This is a genomic window from Bradyrhizobium sp. AZCC 1719, assembly GCF_036924525.1.
In the GTDB taxonomy this organism is placed as follows: domain Bacteria; phylum Pseudomonadota; class Alphaproteobacteria; order Rhizobiales; family Xanthobacteraceae; genus Bradyrhizobium.
Window position 1 is genome coordinate 4,407,258 of sequence record NZ_JAZHRU010000001.1, and the last position, 15,169, is coordinate 4,422,426.

A 15,169-nucleotide genomic window follows, 5' to 3' on the forward strand; every position below is an offset into this window, starting at 1 on the left:
TTTCCCCGAGCAGCAACATCAAGGCCTTCTCGGGGCCGTCCGGAATCTCACTTGCGCGGCCAGTGGGGCTCGCCACCGGTGAAGCCGGGCGGAAGGCTGACGTTGTTCAGGCTCGCTTCGACGACGCCCGGCCTGAAGTTGGTCCGCTCGATAACGATCTCGCGAGTTTCAAGCGCCGGCCTGATGATAAGAACGCGGCCGTAGTAGTCGTATCGCTCGGGCGGGACCGGGATTGCCTTGCCATCTGCGCCGATGGTCGCTTCAATTACTTCTTCGCGTGCGGCCTCCGCTTGATACTTCACCCGTTCGGTGTCGGGCGGGCTGGCAGGGTACTTAAAGACCCAGCACTGCCGCTTCTCGCGCTGTTCACTCGGGAGCCGATCCGGGTGCTTGCGATGTGCCGCGTCGGTGTTGCGCACCGGCTCGAAGCCCGGCGTATGTCGGCCAGCTTCGTTGACCGCGTTCGCTTCGGCGTTCATCGCGTCAAGACGCGTGAGCACATCCGCAATCGCAGCGGCGTGCTCATCGTAGGAGCGAAGAAGAGTGGCGGCTTCAACCTCGACCGCATGACGCGCAGCCTCGATACGTTGGCGAAACCGCTCCGTCTCGGCCCGCTTCTCAGCTTCCGCTTCGGCCGCGAGCGCTTCGGCATGCGCTTTTTCGAGATCGGCAACACGAGCCTCGGCGCGGTCGGCGGCGCGACGTTGTGCCTGGTACTCGGCTTCCGCCTTGACGTGTTCGGCATCACTCATGGTCGAAAGGCCGGCCAGTGCGGCCCCGCTTTTGGCGACGGCGGCGGCGTGCTCAGCGCGCGCCTTTTCGATCTCGGCAGCGATGGCGGTGGAAGTTGGGGTCTTCTTTCCGAAGATGTGATTCAGGATCTTCATTGCTGGTTAGCCTTCGTAAATGGTGCGGGGCGAGGTGGTGATCAGCGATAGTTGGCGAGAGCTTCGCCGATCCGGAGCCAGCGATGGTAAGTCGTGTGCTCAACGTGCGCCGCGAATATGAGATTGTGCGCCATGCCATGCCGCGCACGGAACTGTTCGTCAGCGAGCGCTTGGCGCGCCGCTGCGAGGTCGGTGGTCGCAGCCTTAAGGTCTGCGAGAAGTCTGGCGCGGCTCATTGGGCGGCTCCGACCTTGTGTTGCGCAAGCCATGCATCAAATGCGGCGACACTGTAACGGTAAGAACCACCGACCTTCACGAACTCAGGGCCAATCCCGCGTTCGGCATAGTTTTTGAGCGTATTCGGCGAGAAACCGCCGCGCGATGCGATCTTTCGTCGGGAGAGAAAAGTTTCAGACATTTTCGACCTCTCGCAAAAGTCACAGCGGGGTTCGGCCGCCGAAGCGCCCCGCTGCACTTGTTGTTCTTGCTTTGTCAGAGCGATGGTGACGCGAGCAATTTGCGCAATCTGCTCAGATTCGTCAGGCCCGTTTCGGTATCCCTTAAGGCGGTGTACCGGTGGCGGGAGCCGGCGCGGTATGTCCGCTTGCGCAGTTAGCGATCAAGCTCGCGCGACGGCGCAATAAGTTGGGATGGGCCAGATGCGACATCCCGCTCATTCATTCGATTGCCTCTTCCGCAGCGGCAGCAAGCGGCAGCAGGGGCCGTGAGGCCAACACCCCGACCGCGTTGACGACTGGCTCGCACCTGTTGCGTGCATAACAAGATGCTTATATCGTCTGGGTACCCTCCGACTTGCAAGGTGCCAGCCTCATACTGGGCGGCCGCTAACGGGAGGCAACGATCCCCGCGACACAAGTTTGTTTTCAGGGGAATGAACAATGTCAGATGCCTTCCGCAACAATCGTCCGGCCCCCTCAATAACGTTTGCCGACGTGGTTCTAAATTCGTTTGCTCTTCTGTTGTTGTTCTGTTTCTGGCTACTTGTTTTAGTGGTACCTATTGCTTGCGTTGTTACAGCGGCGCGAGTGGGTGTGCAGAATGACGGGCTAGTTTTTATCCTGTTGTTTATGCTGGCGATAATCGTTCTAGGAGCGGTTCTTGCACTGGGCTTTCTTTACTTGGCAAAGAAGATTTGCGAGAGGCGAAGATGGAGTATCCTGGCCTCTTCGCTAATAACGATCATACTGGCAGCGTTACTCATTACTTCAGCTCTCAAGATAGGGCTTACTGCGCACCTTGGATTGTTCGCAAGCGGTCTGACGGCATTGGTTATTGCGCTTGTGCTATTCGTAGTAGCGTTGGCGCCCGCGCGAGCTTAGTACAGCGACGTTGAACCAATGAAAGCGATAATCGAGACGTTGGAAGTTTTTTTGAAGGGACTGATTACGTGGTGCCAAGCGGCGGCGGCACCCGCGCAATCGGTGCAGGCCATTCTCTCTATAACCGACAGCGAAACAAGGACCGGACGATTGATAGCCTTATGGCTCTGGTCGGCGATTCTGACGATGCTATTCCAGACTCCGATTTTCCGAATGTATCGAATAGAATGGACTGATATGGGATTTCTGGTGCCCTATGTTCTGACGATGTCGCTCAATGTGTTGCTAATCGGCGCTATCGTGCACTTTGGCTTTCGCTTGTTTAGGTTATCCTCCAACCTGTTCGATACCTTGGCGATGTTCGTCGCTACGGTGGGCGTTTATTGGCCTATTTCTAGTTTCTTGGCGATCCCAACACAGGCCAATCTTCTGTCGATAATGAGCACAGTCAAAGCATTAAACCTTTCATTTTGGGACGCGATCCCACGTCTCTTCCATGAAGCGTCGAAAGGTGGCCCTTTTGGTGAGGTTATGTTTGTTGTTGAGCCGCTTGGTTTCGTCTTTTCTCTATGTTCGTTCGCCATTTTTGCTGAGTGTATTGTTCAACAATATGGAGGTTCTCGTTTTAGAACACTTCTCGCTATACAGTTCAGCACTACGCTCGCCATCATTATAATCCTTCCTATCTCCCAATTCGTGAATCTCCTGATATGGGCTTCCCTCAAATAGCTCGGCACACAAGGGTTGATCTATCCTGAGCGTATTGTTTTCGGCGTTGGGTCAACAAGAGCGGATCATTCGGAGAAGGCACACTGGCTGCGTCTACAGGCCGTGTACGACCTTTGCCCAAGCGAAGCAGGCGCTCTAAGGAAGCTATGTCTTGATGGTACGCATTGAAATGAAGGGCAGGGAAGCGCTGGCAAGTGTGCTGTGCGGCGAAGACCTGTTGGCAAGGTACCCGATCTTGCGAGATGCTGAGGACGCGAACGTTGAGGAAAGGGGGCGACGTTACTGGAAGTTCTCAGGGCGCTGTTTCAGGTCTGCCCATTTAGCCGGTTCTGTTGGAATTTCTTTGAGAATACGCTTCTCTCCTTGTGCCTTTTGTCTCGCGTTTTCGTCCCAAGCTGCTTGCCCGAACCGCCTGACAGATTGATAGAGAATTGTTACGTTTGACGTACTAGCGCCGGATTCTTCGAGAGCAATTCTAAAGATGTCATCGGCGACTTCTCGGGACCTATTCTGATCCCAGTACAGAAACTGAAGGAGTACCGTTGGAGCAGCATTGTTGCTGTCCGGCGACAAAAGTGCCCAGAACACTTTGGGCACGATATCTAGGGAAAGTACAAACCCGGCTGGAACTATCACTGGCTCATACTTCTTGCCCTGATCTGCTTTGGGAACCCAAATGAAGGGCTTCGACACAACGTACATTTGATCGAGCAGCGGTTGTATGAACAGGGTCGAGGTAGGCGCGATCGGAGTGGCTGGTGCAATGGCAGGCTCGGGCGCGCGTGGATTTACAACCGCACTCCGATTTTTCGGAACGTATCCAACTTCTTTGTACGCCCAATCGAGATTTCTCTCTAACTTTGCTATTTCGATTTCGTCCCTATCTTTCGCGCCCGAGAGCGTGCGCCAACGTGCTTCCATTTTGTCGATTTCAATTCGAATGGTATCCCGTCCGGCCTTTAACTCTTTGTGGTATCGCAGCCAGTCCGGCCTGTTTGGTTCACTCGAGACATTTGCGAGATATTGCGAGAATCGAATGCGTAATTCGATATCTTGATTCAGTGCGTTGTTTATGAAATCTTTATTGTAGTCGTCTCGAAGGGCTTGCTGCTTCGCCAGCCGATCTGCGGTCGATTTCGTATATTCCAGAACGGCTGTCGCTAATTGAAACAGCGGCGGGATTGCAGCTATCGCCACGGCGACGAATACGCTTCCCAGGATGAACTTTTTGAAGTCTAGCCGAGACTTGAGACGATCTACAGTTAATTTCTCTCGCTCTAATTCCTTTTGATCGGCGAGCTTCTGCCACTCTAATTCCTTTTGAACGGTTAGCTTCTCCCGTTCCAATTCGTTCTGGACTGTTAGCCTCTTGCGCTCCAATTGGGTTTGGAGGACTACCTTCTCCCGCTCGATAGCAAATTGTTGCTTGGCGTCCTCGTCCATGGGCACCTCCATCCCTCGCCAAAGCTCATAGTTGCAGTTTTGAAACACCTCGCCAAGGCAATTTTTATGGGCGGGGAGACGTTGAAGCCACGCCCTAAGTCGCTGAGGCCTCGCCTTCGCTGGTGCGCTGTTGCGGTGTGTTGTCGTTGTCGTGGCGCAATCGACGCGTGTCATGCTCAGCCAGCACAGCAGCGCGTTCGTCGGCGCGCATGCTGATTAGCCTCTGCGCTATGCCGATGTCGATCAGTGCGGCCCATGTCTGCGGGATATTCAATCGCAGCTTGAGCGCGAGGGCGGTGAGTTCGCCAGCGAGTTCGGCGGGTAGCGCTTCGAGCGAGGGGACAGGGCAAAAGCCAAACCCAAGCGTTGCCAGCACGGCTTCGACCGACTCCAAACCCGGCCGGTTCTTCTTTCTCCACGCCTTAACCGAAGCCCTTCGGACCCCACTTCGCTCCTCCAGCGAGTCGTAGGTCACGCGCTGTCTCGCCATCTCGGCGAAGACGAGTCTCACAAACGGCCCGACGCGCTCGGGCATCGTGACGGTGCGAGGGTTCCTTCGCCGCTTTCGGGCGGAGGGAATTAGCGCAGCGCGAAATTCGGTGGGATAAAGCTGGGGGGCGGGCATCGGCGGCATCCTGAGGCGATTGAAATTGCTTTCAGGATTGGACGAAGAGCTATTGCGCTACAGCCCATTGCAGTCGCCCTAGCGCGGGGCTCCGCATCGCAGCGCGAAACGCTCCGAGAACAAAAAGTCACTTTTGAAATTTTGTATCTACCGGAGGCGGGAGGTCGCGCGTCACCCGCTCGGCAGGGGTAGGTCTTAGGACCCAAGAGGGGCGCTTGCCGTTGCGTTATCAGTTGCTGGGCGAACCAAAACTCCGCTCTAATCGCCGTTTAGCAATCCTAAGGGAGATTTGTTCGGCCGCGTCTCTTTCGCCAAGCTTGAGATAGGCCTTACAAAGCGCATGTTCCGCCCACTCAGTTTCCATATCCATTTCCGCATCCTCTCGGTGTTCGTCTAAGAACGCCTTCAGCGCACCGGCACCTCGCCTTATATCTATTCTGTCGTCCGAAAGCGTTTCTGCCTGAGCAGTGAGTATCTTGGCGAAATTTCGGGTAAAGGTTGGTTCAAACTCCGAGCTATGATGCTTCTCCAGCGACTCGAGCGTTCTCCTGCCATTGATGACTTCCGCCTGAAGGAGCTTTGCGAAGCCATCGGGAGCGGCGAAAAAGAACTCTGCGCCGACGTTGATCGCTGAACTGGTGCAGGCGAAAGACTCGGAGCCCAAATTGGGTGGGTACGGTAAGTCTTTGACTCCAGCATCTTGCAGACCGTCAACGATAGCGTTCGCACTCATAAAGAGGTGAATTGCCAAACCGAGCTTGCTGGACATGCCGGACATTGTTCCGTCCAATGCAGTGCGGATCATCTCGCGCCCGTTCGCCCTAAACCGGCTTGCCATCTTGGCGAACCGAAGTCTTACGTTCACTTCTTCTGGGCCGCTCAACATGTGTCGGATGTAGTTTGCTAGGAAAGAACTTGGATGAGCTACCTCAGCGTAGTCGAAGCCCCTTCCGGTCTGATACGGAAGCTGAAAGAGCAGCAAGACAATCGAAAAATCGGCAACGGTGCAAACTCCCTCGAACAGATACTCCTGATAAAGGCGAGCAAGCATAGTATCGAAGGCGTGCTTGTCTGCAATTTGTGCGCGATTGCGAGCGATGTCGTCCAATATGGGCACCAAAGAGGGCTTTGGGTCCCTAGCGAGTAGGCGCGCGGCTAGCGCCATGACGCGCAACTCTTGTTCATGAACTGGCAACACCGACGAGCACGCCGCCAACGCATCTCGCAACATCTGCCGTATCGGGACGAACGGAAAGTCGTCAGGTATCTCTCTGATACTACAAGGCTGTTCCGGTGGTTCCGTCCTAAACTCTCCGGGATTTATGCTGATCCAATACTCGCATTCGAATTTTTTGGCGTGCCACCAGGTTCGACCGTTGGAGTTTGAGGTTGTCCCCTCCTTCGGTGCCAACAGCGCCGCGTAGGCTACTAGCCTTGTGTGGTCGAGGATCTCTTCACTGCCGATGTTGAATGCGAGGGCTACGCGCTGTAGCGCCACGTAGGACGACGAAGGCAATATGTGCCCGCTGAATAGTGACATACTAGCGTTTAACGCTGTGCGTTCTGATCGCGTTGCCCATCTTACCGGAAAGTGTTGCAGCCTCATCTTCGGGAAGGCCAAGCTGAGTTAGGACGGACTTCAAGCCTACGGGGCCGACCTCAAACTGCTTTTCATCGATCCTTTCGGGGATCGTTGCAATTGCGCTCAGCACCGCGGCATCCAGGCCCTCTGTGCGACAGTATTCCTCGAACGAGCTGCGCTCCTTCAAACTTTTCAACAATCCAGCAATCAATTCTCGAGCCGCTTCGCCGATCCCCTTCAGATCCACAAACGCCTTCACAAACTCCAGCACGCAAGCGGAGGCAAAACCCCAGATCACCACTTCGGGAATCTGGCGCAGGTTGTTTGGATAAACTAGGTATGCATCGGTGCCGATTGCGTTTTCGGCGCTAGAAATAAGCTTGCGCGCGTCAGCAGACATCTAATTAATGCCTCAAAGTTTTATTCTTATAATGCCGCTACTTTAGTGACCCGCGCGCGAGATCGCAACGAAAAAGCTGGGCAGGAGCCAACCCTCCGACAGCGAAGATTTGCGTACCCATCAGCTTCGCGAACGCCGTGCCAGCGCCGAACGGGCGCCGAGCTAGCGACCATCCCGCCGAGGGGGAAGCGCCAGAGCGAGCGAATCCTTCGCGATCAAAGCGCGCTGCTGGATCGCTAATTGCCGGGCCTCTTCCTGATCCCGGTTGATCCGGGGCAATCTGCTCTCGCAGGTTCATGGTCGCAGGCCCTACGTGATCGGTTCAAGATCGTCAAAGAACGTCTCGATCGATTCCAGCACCAGTGAAAAAATGTTCGCAAACTTCAAGTGGCCTGCCTCCCGAGCGATCTTGACGAAGGCGGCGCGCGACGGCATCCGCTCAACTTCAAGGCTCGCCAGCGGCCCCAGCCATTCTTCTAGCCACACCCGGAGGGCGGCCGTGCCACCGGCCAGGACACCGGGGAGATAGTAGCCGGTGTACCGCTTCTGGCCGGGTCCTGCCTTCTGGTAGGTGAACTTTCGGATGGGAGAGGAGTCGGTGGAATCTCTAATAAGAGACTCTATAGAGAAACCACCGACTCCTCGGGCGTCCCATTCCGTCATTTTGAATGCCGTCATGGCGTCCTGAACATTTGTCAGGAGCACGCCCTCCGCCGCCATGTCAGCGAGGCCCCCCGGAGCTACGTCTCCCCAGCGTGCGATCTCATGAACCGTGATCGGCAACGGCACGTCACACAAAACGTCCAGCCAACACGGCTCGGCGCGCCTGTGGGGGCGCAATCGGCCCACCGCCTGAAGCAACTCCCCCACAGTGATCCGCCAACGCAGCGCCTCTGCAATCGGTTCGGGGTGGCGATCCACCGTGGTCGCAATGACAGAGCCATCAGCAAGCAGGATGCCGCCTTGCCTTTGATCGAAGAAATGCCCCTCACCACCGGAGAGCGGCCGACCGGCGAACACAGATGCAGCGGCCTCTACGGCGGCGCGCGTGGGAGCGGGTCGCCCAATAACGATCAACCCCGCAACGCCCTGCATGTCGTTCATGCCCGCGAGGGCTCCGAAGTGCCGCGCGACAACGTTTGCTGGAAGCAGGTCCGCGATCTTCTCACGCAATCCCTTGTAAGTGATCAGGCCGACCGTCGCGGGCGCAGCCAGCGCGGCGCGAAGCGCTATGTAACGCACCACGTCACGTACGTTACGCGGCTTGGCGTCCTTCCAGAGGCCGAGCTTCGACATGCTGACCGGCGCGCCGACAACCTGCCGCACCCGCACGTGATCGGGCCACTTAGCAGAAACGTCCGGCTGTTCGGTCACAACCGGAGGCCAGCCAGGGGCTTCGATCTCACCGAGCGCAATCGCGAGTAGCGACACCGGAGGCGCGGTAGCGTCGAGCACGAGCGTCGGCGCGCGCCACGACGGATGCATAGGCTGCAACGGCGTCACAGAAACCTTGCCGTCCGTCACCGTGATCCGCCCTGATCGTGATCTATCGCCGAGGATTGACTCGATCTTCCATTCCTCAAGAAAGGCCGCGATCTCATGCCACAGCACCCCGGCAGCGCGAGCGAACTTGTTCCGTGCCGCATGGCGATAAGCAACGGTCTTGAGTTCGCTTTCCCGCATGTCGGGGCGCAAGATCGACGAACCGACGCGACGTTGCTCAAGCCAGCCGACCGCGTAGGCGTCTTCGGCGTTGATCCCGTGGTCTATCAGCGCGGCGCGGGACAGCGGCCCGTCGCCGTTCGCCTTGATCGCGGAGGCAAGACGGTGGCGAAAGCGCTCAACCACTTCGTGTTCCTCGTCATTGCAAGCTTCGATCTTGGCCTTGAGCAGCGTAGCGACGTCAACCGCCACCGGCTCGCCGATCGCGTTGTCAATGAACCCTTCGTCGATCACGACAGCGTCGGGCTCAAAAAAGAAGTCCGGCCGCTTTGAGTGCAGCAACGCCGCAGGAACAACCCAAACGGACGGCCGAGCGTCGCGCTGGCGTTCCAATCCGCAGACATTGGCGAGTGGACATCGAACGGTCTCGTTATCAATGCGCCGTTGGCAGACGGCATCCCGTGCACCGACGCCAAGGGCGCGCGCGGCCTCATAGGCAGGCAGATTGCGGCACATGAGATGGTCGGGCGTGAGCGGGTCGGGGCGGTCGTATCCGCGATAGACCTCGGCCTTGACGCCACGTTCTTCGAAGCTCTTTGCAACTTGATCCGCCAAGTCGTGGCGAGGAACAACGTAAACGAATCGGCGGCCAAGCCGAGCTTGCTTCGCAATGGCTTCAATCGCCGTATGGGTTTTGCCGACACCGGCCTCGACCCGCACCACCGTAACCGGGTGTGACGGGTGGATCAGCGGCGGCTTGATCTTTCCCTGATTGCGAACCGCGATCCCGGTCAGGATGGCGTCGGCAAATTCATCACCGGTGAGCGCCCGCAAGCGGGTGGCGGCATCGGCGAGCGGGACGCGGTTGTCCCGGTAGGTTGGCTTGAGGCGCGTGGTCAGATGTAGAATCGGCTCTTGGGTCAGTCCCAGCCGGTCACGAAGCCACGCAGCGGCGGCGCTATAGTCTAGGTTGCTCGCCTCTGCGACCAGCGTCACGGCGCTGAAGGTGTCGTCGCTTCCGAAGTCCCGAATGCCGGTCGGATGGATACCGAGATTTGCGGCGCGCGCAGCAATCCCGCGACCGGTGCCGGACCCGCGCCAGGGCGCAACAGCACGATAACCAGCACCATGTCGGCGGAGCTTTGGCAGGCCAAGGTCGGGCACCCACGCGGACAGGTTCGCGAGCGCCGCCGCGTTCACGTCGTCGTCGCCCCACGCGACGGGCGCGGTGCTGCGCGCAGGCCGTTCTACGGGCCTCTCAGGATGCCCGGGACGCTCAGCGGGGGCATCCCAACCGTGAGAGCGGAGAACGGCCTCCATCGCGGCGACATGCGCGCCAGTGATTTCGGGAAGCTCTGCAATCGATGTGTCGAGAAGCGTCCGTTCGGTGATCCATTCGTACCGACCTCCGGCCGGGTGCGCCGTCGGCGGTAACACCGTCTGCTTGCCGACACTCAGAAAATCGAGAAGGCCGCGCTTGTCTGCGGTGCGATAGTTTTTCGAGGGCGGCGGCTTGGCGGACCGGTAGAACGCGGTGAAGCCCTTCCGTCCGCGCTTCGCCACCATGACCGGCGGCAGAACTGCGCGGATCGGCTCGACAAGGGCGTCGTCGTCGATATCGACCGCTACCAGTCCGCTGTAGCCGCAGCCCAAGCCGATACCGGCATCGGGCCATGCTGACCAATGTGCGATGATCTTGGGATGCGCCTGCCGCAGGCAGAACACGTCCCACTTCTTGAGGCGACGCCACACAGGTTCGCCGTCGCGCACCTCAAATGCGCCGGGCTCTTTCCCTTTCGGCGCCCAATCGTCATCGCCAGTCGGTGCAATCGGCAACGGCGAGTAGCCGTGCGCGATCAGCCAAGGGGCCGTCAGAGCAAAAGGTGAGGCCATCGCTCAGAGCCAGAGCGCTGCGATATGCTGCCAAAGTGAGCGGTGGGGGTCCGACCAGAACAGGTCGCGCGTTGCTTCTTGAATTTGTTCGAACGAGAACAGCCGTTCCAAACCCGGAATTTCGGTGTTGCGGAAGAACACGCTGCCGTCCTCGAATACGCGCATTTCGTAGTCGCGGTGCAAGGCCGTGCGCATATATTTTTCGTGCCGCCGCGCCGCTGCAAGAACGGCGTCAGCGTTGATCGGCTTGTACATAGGAGACGCGACCCAGCGCTTATATGCTTGCTCGCACTTCGAGTCGGGGCTATAAAAATCGGGCTTCATCGGACTTTCCTTTCGTGTTTCGCATCGCCCGCCGCGCCAACGGCGGGTTTTGCATGTGTGGGTTATGAGGCGCTCGCACCGCCCGGCACTATGGAGTTGGCTTGCATGAAGAGCGCAAGGTCTTCACGCCGATACCGCGGCGAGCGTCCGATGCGAACATAGGCAGGGCCGTAGCCCTCGCGTCGCCAACGTGCGAGCGTGATGACTGATTTTCCAAGGAAGTCAGCGACTTCGGCTTCGGTCAGAAGATTGATGCCCACGATCTTGCTCCGATCTGCTGTGAGGGACAGTGATTAGTCTTGAAGGGTTACGGTGGGTTTGTCGGGGGTGTTTGGGTATCCCTAACGAAAATCCTCTTCCTCAAGGCAAACGTCGCCGAACACGCGGCAGGCACCGCGTGTCGGTGTTGAGGTATTGTTGAGGTAGGACCGCCGGACGGCGATCAGGTGTTGGCTTCGAGCCAATCCGCATAGTGCCGCAGTGCCGTAGCTGCGAGCTTAGCGTCGGTAATGCTCAGGGTAATCTCTGCCGTCGTCTCGGCGTGGTCGAGGACCTTAGCGAGTTCAGTTGCGTAGGTCGGTTGGTCCAGGTCGGGATCGGTCATCGCCATCACCTCACGCCGCACGCTTGCCTATCGCGCTGTTCAGCATACGCGAACGAAACGCCTCGATTTCGTCGGCATCCCAATAGCGCCGCTGCCGAATCTTGGTCGGCTTCGGAAAGCCGAGCGAATCGTCTTGCAGCCAACGCCACAGAGTCATTTTGCTGGTGTTACCGAAAAGAGCGCAAACGTCGCTCGAAGACAGGAGATGTTTAGCCACTGATGTTAGCCCTTGTGCTGTTAATTTATACACAAAGGCTAACTCTTTGCCTTGGCAGTTGTCGCCCTCGTCAAAACGGCGATTTCGCGAGACGGTCTAAAGCCGGTTTCGCGACGGATCATCCGTCGAAACGAGCGGGATCGTTCTTGTCGAATACCTTTCGCGATGCGGTCAGAATGCGCTCAACCTCTTTGTGGCTTAGATTGTATTCGTTAGCGAGCTCGGCAATCGCATCAGTGGGGCGCAAACCGTCCGCCGGGCGCACTTTTTCCCAATAGTTGCAAACAATGTCGCTATTTCTACGACTCAGTAGCAAGCCTTCCGCAGGTTCTTTGCCGCGTGTACAGCCCCACGCCTGCGCAACCGCCTTTGCCTCGATTTTCGCGCGGCGGTCGCCTTGCCAAGCCGCCAGTGCTGGCTTTGCCACCTCGGCGGCGAAACGGTCGATCTCTGCGGTGATGATGTCTGGCACCGGCAGATTGTGTTTTCTCGCGAGATGATAAGCGAGCCACGCGGCTGCCGGATTGCACGTCTCCAAAAAGATGCCAGTGAGTTCGCTCAATTCAAGCTCTTGCGCGGAAGGCAGCTTCGTCATCGATCACGCCTCCGCTTTCTTGAGGGGAACGACATTCGACTCGCGAGCCGTGGTTAGATTGTTGAGGAAGTCAGCCCACAATTCGAGGGCGCGCCGCTTCTCCCGGTCGAAGCTATATTTTTGATAGACGGCCATCACGCCCCGCATCTGGTGGTTCAGCACGCGCTCGATCGTCACCACGTCCACACCAAGCCGGGGCATCGTTGTGGCCGCTGTTCGTCGCAGGTCATGCAACCGCCAAGGTGCGACAGTGGTGGCCTCTGGATCGTCGCCGCGCATCTCCGCTTCCTCGCGCACCACCGCAAGCATGGCGTCGTTAATCGCGGTTTTTGCACGAGCGGCCGAGAACGACGCGAATACGCGCGGCGAGTTCGCGAGCCGGTCCATGCCGGTCAGAATTTCGACCGCGCTAGGTGACAGGGGGATGGTATGCGATCGGCCGTTCTTCGACCGCGAGCCGGGCAGCACCCACGTCGGCGTGTCGCTGGTCAGATCAAGTTCTGACCATTCCATTGCGCCCACCTCGTTCAAACGCTGCGCCGTCAGCAAAAGCAGATGAAAGAACTGCCGCCGGGGCCATTCCAGCCGCTCGATTGCGCGCAGCAAGAGCCGCAATTCATCGTCCGTCAAAACACGGTCGCGCGGCACCTCCTTCACGACGGCGGTACCCTCAAACGGATTCGCTCCGGTCAGTTCCTTGCTCGCACACCACGCAAAAAAATGGCGCCCATAGGCACGTAGCCGCTTCGACTGGACCGGCGCGCGCGCCTTCACCGCGTCCAGCAAGCGGATCGCGTCTCCGCGCTGGATGTCGTCTACCCGCCGCTTGGCCCAGTCCTTCAATTCCCGACCCAGAACCCGACGTACCTCTCGGGCAGACTTCAACCCGTCAACATGGTCGGCGTAGTAACGCGCCAGCACATTCTCGACCGTGTCGTCTTTCCGCCGCGCCTCCCGTTCCTCCGCCGCGATCCGGGCGGCCTCAGCCCGCTTTTCGGCCCTGCGTCGGTCGGCCGGATCGCCTCCGATGGAGCGGAGGCGGCTAGCGTCGTTCGCCGCATTGCGCGCTTCGGCCAGGGAAAGCGCCCCCGGGCCGGCAGCGCGCCCCAACGTGACCTTCACAGGTTTCCCGCCCTCGCGCTCGTAACGATAGGCCCAGGACTTCGCGCCAGATGGCTGGACCACCAGCCGCAACCCCGGCTGTTGGCTGTCAGCGATCTCATATCGATTGTCCTTTGGGGAGGCATGACGGACGTGTGGGTCCGTGAGCTTTACGGGCATCTGATCGTTTCCGGGGTATGGGCTGGGGTATGGGAAATTGGCGTTAGGGTAGGGGGGCAAGAGTTAGTAACATTGCCTCACTATAGCCAGCAAGCTATTGAAGATAAATATAAAAAGAAAATCTTGAGCGATGGATTGTGACGGGTAGTTTTGCCGAGATGGCTGACTGTAAATCAGCCGCCGTATGGCTTCGAAGGTTCGAGTCCTTCCTTCCCCACCATCTTGCGATTGCAAGAGTTTTTGAATCTGTTCGGAGGGAGCCGGCCCACCAAGGGCGGTTCCGGGGTAACGTCCGGGGTAACAGCGAACTTAGCTTCAGATGTCGAACTCTGGTTCCCTGCTTCGAAAAGCATTCTTTTTCTGGAAGATTTTCCCTCCCCGGAGGCCAGACAGAAAACGACCCGGAGTGGTTCGGTGGCCTCAGCTTCCCAGTGCTCGATAAACTGACGCGCGGCCGATCTTGAGTGCTTTGGCAATCGCCGAAGGGCCGATGCCTCCCGCCTTCATCTTCCGAATTTTCTCAGGGTCAATGGTGGCCTTGCGTCCCTTGTAGACGCCCCGCGCTTTCGCGTCGGCGCATATTTTGCGGAGAACATTCAGATAGGTCTGGTTCGAGCGTGTCGATGCGCTTGCTTTGTTACGCAAGGGTGGATCAGAATAGTAACATTGCCGGAGAACATCCTGTGAATGAGAAAGACCTCGCCCACGCGGTTGCAGCCGATTTGGGGCCTGAGGTGCTGGCATCCCTCGAAGTAGCAAGTTCGGATGATCGCGCCCGCGCCCTTAATGTCACCGAGGCGATGGCGATTGGCGGCTTTCTGGTGCAATGCGCTCAGGTTATCATAGAAATCTGGAGCGCCCGGCAGGATCGTCTCTTGTTAGTCCAGGCCCTCGTCAACAGCGAGAAGCTGATGGAGGCGTACCCCCGCCTCGATCCCGAAAAGCGGCTTGGGCTTATTGCTCGACTGCTGAACAAGTTTCTACCAGATACTTTTGGGAGGCCGCGGCACGATGAGAATGCCGCCGCAGACAAACGTCAGTGGGTGACGGGATACTTAGAAAGCCGTAACGGCACCGATCCTAGCGGACGCACTTTCCATGGTGGTGCGACCATCCTTCTACCGTTCGCAGACCAATTCTGGTGGATCGTCTATAACGACATCGGCTGGATACCGGACTCCTCCGACGGAGCAGGCGTCGTGCGCGTGGACGTGCCTCGCGGTTTCGTGACGGACCTCGCTTCTGTGCCCGCCTTCCTCTGGGCAGTTCTGCAAAAGACCGGCCGGTATGGCAACGCTGCCATCTATCACGACTACCTCTATTGGCAACAGACCTGCACGCGCGAGACGGCTGATCTAGTCTTTGACCGCGCAATGGTCGAGATGGGTGTAGATACTGTCACGCGGAACGTTATCTGGGCGGGCGTGCGCGTATTTGGAGGTAGAGCTTGGGAGGAGAACGCTGTTGAAAAAGCGGCAGGGGGAAGACGTCTCGTGAAGCGGTTTCCAGATCGTCCGACTATTACGTGGGAAGAGTGGCGGAAGCAGGCTGACGTCTTTTGATCCGTCTGGATCATCCTTGTGCTAA

18 protein-coding genes are annotated in these 15,169 nt (G+C 58.1%); 3 read left to right on the forward strand and 15 right to left on the reverse strand.

What is annotated here, in order from left to right:
• Positions 1–47 precede the first annotated feature (47 nt).
• The 3 genes from V1292_RS20670 to V1292_RS20680 are packed head-to-tail and all read right to left on the reverse strand — an operon-like array spanning position 48 to position 1,305.
• Complete coding sequence (locus V1292_RS20670) at positions 48–887, reverse strand: hypothetical protein (protein WP_334374540.1); 840 nt, start codon at positions 885–887, stop codon at positions 48–50.
• 41 nt (positions 888–928) lie between these two features.
• Positions 929–1,123, reverse strand: coding sequence for a hypothetical protein (locus V1292_RS20675; RefSeq protein WP_334374541.1), 195 nt, complete (start codon positions 1,121–1,123; stop codon positions 929–931).
• Positions 1,120–1,305: a helix-turn-helix transcriptional regulator gene (locus V1292_RS20680; RefSeq protein ID WP_334374542.1), complete on the reverse strand. Its 186-nt coding sequence runs from the start codon at positions 1,303–1,305 to the stop codon at positions 1,120–1,122. The genes V1292_RS20675 and V1292_RS20680 overlap by 4 nt, the downstream gene beginning before the upstream one ends.
• Positions 1,306–1,786: 481 nt before the next feature.
• On the opposite strand from V1292_RS20680, the gene V1292_RS20685 reads away from it, so the two are divergent.
• Together V1292_RS20685 and V1292_RS20690 are read left to right on the forward strand one after the other, a co-directional pair.
• Positions 1,787–2,227, forward strand: a complete 441-nt coding sequence (locus V1292_RS20685) for a hypothetical protein (protein WP_334374543.1) — start codon at positions 1,787–1,789, stop codon at positions 2,225–2,227.
• 18 nt (positions 2,228–2,245) lie between these two features.
• Positions 2,246–2,956, forward strand: coding sequence for a hypothetical protein (locus V1292_RS20690; RefSeq protein ID WP_334374544.1), 711 nt, complete (start codon positions 2,246–2,248; stop codon positions 2,954–2,956).
• 279 nt (positions 2,957–3,235) lie between these two features.
• Here V1292_RS20690 and V1292_RS20695 read toward each other — a convergent pair whose 3' ends face one another.
• From V1292_RS20695 to V1292_RS20750, 12 genes are all read right to left on the reverse strand, one after another.
• Positions 3,236–4,399 carry a DUF1353 domain-containing protein gene (locus tag V1292_RS20695; protein WP_334374545.1) on the reverse strand — a complete coding sequence of 388 codons (1,164 nt, stop codon included), beginning with the start codon at positions 4,397–4,399 and terminating at the stop codon, positions 3,236–3,238.
• Positions 4,400–4,493: 94 nt separating this feature from the next.
• Complete coding sequence (locus V1292_RS20700; protein ID WP_334374546.1) at positions 4,494–4,874, reverse strand: hypothetical protein; 381 nt, start codon at positions 4,872–4,874, stop codon at positions 4,494–4,496.
• A gap of 379 nt (positions 4,875–5,253) precedes the next feature.
• Positions 5,254–6,132 carry a hypothetical protein gene (locus V1292_RS20705; RefSeq protein ID WP_334374548.1) on the reverse strand — a complete coding sequence of 293 codons (879 nt, stop codon included), beginning with the start codon at positions 6,130–6,132 and terminating at the stop codon, positions 5,254–5,256.
• Positions 6,133–6,565: 433 nt separating this feature from the next.
• On the reverse strand, positions 6,566–7,006 hold the full coding sequence (locus tag V1292_RS20710) for a hypothetical protein (protein ID WP_334374549.1): 441 nt from the start codon (positions 7,004–7,006) through the stop codon (positions 6,566–6,568).
• A 309-nt stretch (positions 7,007–7,315) separates the two neighbouring features.
• Positions 7,316–10,561: a bifunctional DNA primase/polymerase gene (locus V1292_RS20715; RefSeq protein WP_334374550.1), complete on the reverse strand. Its 3,246-nt coding sequence runs from the start codon at positions 10,559–10,561 to the stop codon at positions 7,316–7,318.
• Between the two features lie 3 nt (positions 10,562–10,564).
• Positions 10,565–10,885, reverse strand: a complete 321-nt coding sequence (locus V1292_RS20720; protein ID WP_334374551.1) for a hypothetical protein — start codon at positions 10,883–10,885, stop codon at positions 10,565–10,567.
• A 62-nt stretch (positions 10,886–10,947) separates the two neighbouring features.
• Positions 10,948–11,145, reverse strand: coding sequence for a helix-turn-helix transcriptional regulator (locus V1292_RS20725; RefSeq protein WP_334374552.1), 198 nt, complete (start codon positions 11,143–11,145; stop codon positions 10,948–10,950).
• A gap of 182 nt (positions 11,146–11,327) precedes the next feature.
• On the reverse strand, positions 11,328–11,489 hold the full coding sequence (locus tag V1292_RS20730; protein WP_334374553.1) for a hypothetical protein: 162 nt from the start codon (positions 11,487–11,489) through the stop codon (positions 11,328–11,330).
• Positions 11,490–11,499: 10 nt separating this feature from the next.
• Complete coding sequence (locus V1292_RS20735) at positions 11,500–11,646, reverse strand: hypothetical protein (RefSeq protein ID WP_334374554.1); 147 nt, start codon at positions 11,644–11,646, stop codon at positions 11,500–11,502.
• Positions 11,647–11,824: 178 nt separating this feature from the next.
• Positions 11,825–12,301, reverse strand: coding sequence for a hypothetical protein (locus V1292_RS20740; protein WP_334374555.1), 477 nt, complete (start codon positions 12,299–12,301; stop codon positions 11,825–11,827).
• Positions 12,302–12,304: 3 nt separating this feature from the next.
• Positions 12,305–13,582 carry a tyrosine-type recombinase/integrase gene (locus V1292_RS20745; RefSeq protein WP_334374556.1) on the reverse strand — a complete coding sequence of 426 codons (1,278 nt, stop codon included), beginning with the start codon at positions 13,580–13,582 and terminating at the stop codon, positions 12,305–12,307.
• Between the two features lie 420 nt (positions 13,583–14,002).
• Positions 14,003–14,227, reverse strand: a complete 225-nt coding sequence (locus V1292_RS20750; RefSeq protein WP_334374557.1) for a helix-turn-helix domain-containing protein — start codon at positions 14,225–14,227, stop codon at positions 14,003–14,005.
• Positions 14,228–14,265: 38 nt separating this feature from the next.
• Between V1292_RS20750 and V1292_RS20755 the strand changes: the two genes are divergently transcribed.
• Entirely contained in the window at positions 14,266–15,144 is an 879-nt protein-coding gene (locus V1292_RS20755) for a DUF1353 domain-containing protein (RefSeq protein ID WP_334374558.1), read from the forward strand.
• Positions 15,145–15,169 lie beyond the last annotated feature (25 nt).